Origin of the sequence: Rhizobium lentis (assembly GCF_014200175.1) — a bacterium.
Lineage (GTDB): Bacteria > Pseudomonadota > Alphaproteobacteria > Rhizobiales > Rhizobiaceae > Rhizobium > Rhizobium mulingense.
Genome location: NZ_JACHBD010000045.1, coordinates 1 through 1580, shown reverse-complemented (window position 1 = coordinate 1580; position 1580 = coordinate 1). Strand labels below are relative to the sequence as shown.

The window sequence follows — 1580 nt, the reverse complement described above, 5'->3', positions numbered from 1 at the left end:
CCGACACCATTCATTCCGCAGCCTCCATCCGCGCCAGCGCCTTCTGCCGTTTGGCAATGACTTCCGGATCGTTCATGAAGTCCGTCCGCCGGCCGGGTTTGCGACCACGCTTTTGATAACCGTTGCCCTGGCTGCCATCCGGTATCCCAAACATATGATCCGTCTGACCGGTGCGGCGCGGGCCGCTCTTACTGCGCTGCAGTTCACGTCCAGCCTGCAGCTCAGCGACGATCGAAAGCATGTCGTCCAAACGCTTGTTCTCAACGACTTCGGGTCTATGTATCGATCGCAACTTATCGAAGGTTCTGTAGGGCAGGGCAAAACTCTCGTGCATGATCTCGAGGCGACCGTCCGGATAGTCGCAGACAACGACCTTCTTACCCGCCAGCGCCTTGGCCTGCTCCGTCGGATCGAGAATGAACAAGACCTTGTCGTAGCGTAACGTCAGGGACTGCGACAGCGTGCGGACCTCCTTGCGGCACATGGCGCTATCGAGATTCTCATGTGCGGCGAGGGGGCGGTGCATGTCTTTCGGATTGCGCGGCGGCTTGCCGAACCGGACATTGAAATCCGCAATAAACGCCGGTGCATAGAGGTTTGCCGCCTCGATCGTGTCGATGCCGCGCAGCCGGAGTTCCTTGACCAATCGATCCTGCAGCGTCTGATTGGCGCGTTCCACGCGACCTTTGGCCTGCGGGGTGTTGGCGCAGATGATATCGATGTTGAGCTCATAAAGGGCACGACCGAACTGCGTCAGGCCGCTCGTCCGGTCTTTCTCCGATGCATGGACCGGGCGGAAGACACCGTGCTTGTCGCTATAGAATGCCAGAGGTTTGCCCCATTGCTGCAGATAGGCCTTCGTCGCATGCAGGTAGTCGAAGGTGTTCTCCGATCCGGCGAACCGCAGATGCAGCAGCTTGCCGGTAGCATCATCGATGTAGACGAGCAGGGCGCATTTGGGACCGCGGTTCTCAAACCACCAGTGATGCGAACCGTCGATCTGGACGAGCTCGCCGAGACAATCCCGCCGGCCGCGCGGCTGAAAAACCCGCTTCTTGCGTTCGCGTCGCGAGATCCAGATGCCGGCCTCGGTCATCCATTGGCGTAACGTCTCCTTGGCGACCGAAATCTGATGCAGTTCGATCAGTTTCTCGCGTGCTAACGTCGGACCGAAATCCGGATAGCGTTCGCGGATCAGATCCAGCGCCGCATTGCGAAAATCCTCGCTGTGGCGCCGATTGCTCGGCCGTGATCGCTTCTTCGAAACAAGACCGGCTTCACCGGAACGATCATAAGCCTGCAGCAGCCTGTGAACCTGACTTCGGCTGAGATCGAGCACCTCAGCCGCCTGGACGACGCTCAGGCGTCGATCACGGGTCTTCTGAACAACTTCGAGGCGATGCAATTCTTTCTGCGACATGGTGATCAAACAGGACATGACGACTCCGACCGCTCATGGTCTCGACCAGGCTGAAGGTCGTCATCCTTGCTCCCAACGTTGGCATTGACCAGCACGTCGAGAGGCGAGACTGTCGCATCTCTAACTGGCCCAACTGTCGCATTACTAAATAGCTCCTACA

The 1580-nt window shown here is 58.5% G+C and carries 1 protein-coding gene; it reads right to left on the bottom strand.

Annotated elements, in window-relative coordinates; translation table 11 throughout:
- Window positions 1-10 precede the first annotated feature (10 nt).
- On the bottom strand, window positions 11-1438 hold the full coding sequence (locus GGI60_RS31655; protein ID WP_183920513.1) for an ISNCY family transposase: 1428 nt from the start codon (window positions 1436-1438) through the stop codon (window positions 11-13).
- Window positions 1439-1580: the final 142 nt, after the last annotated feature.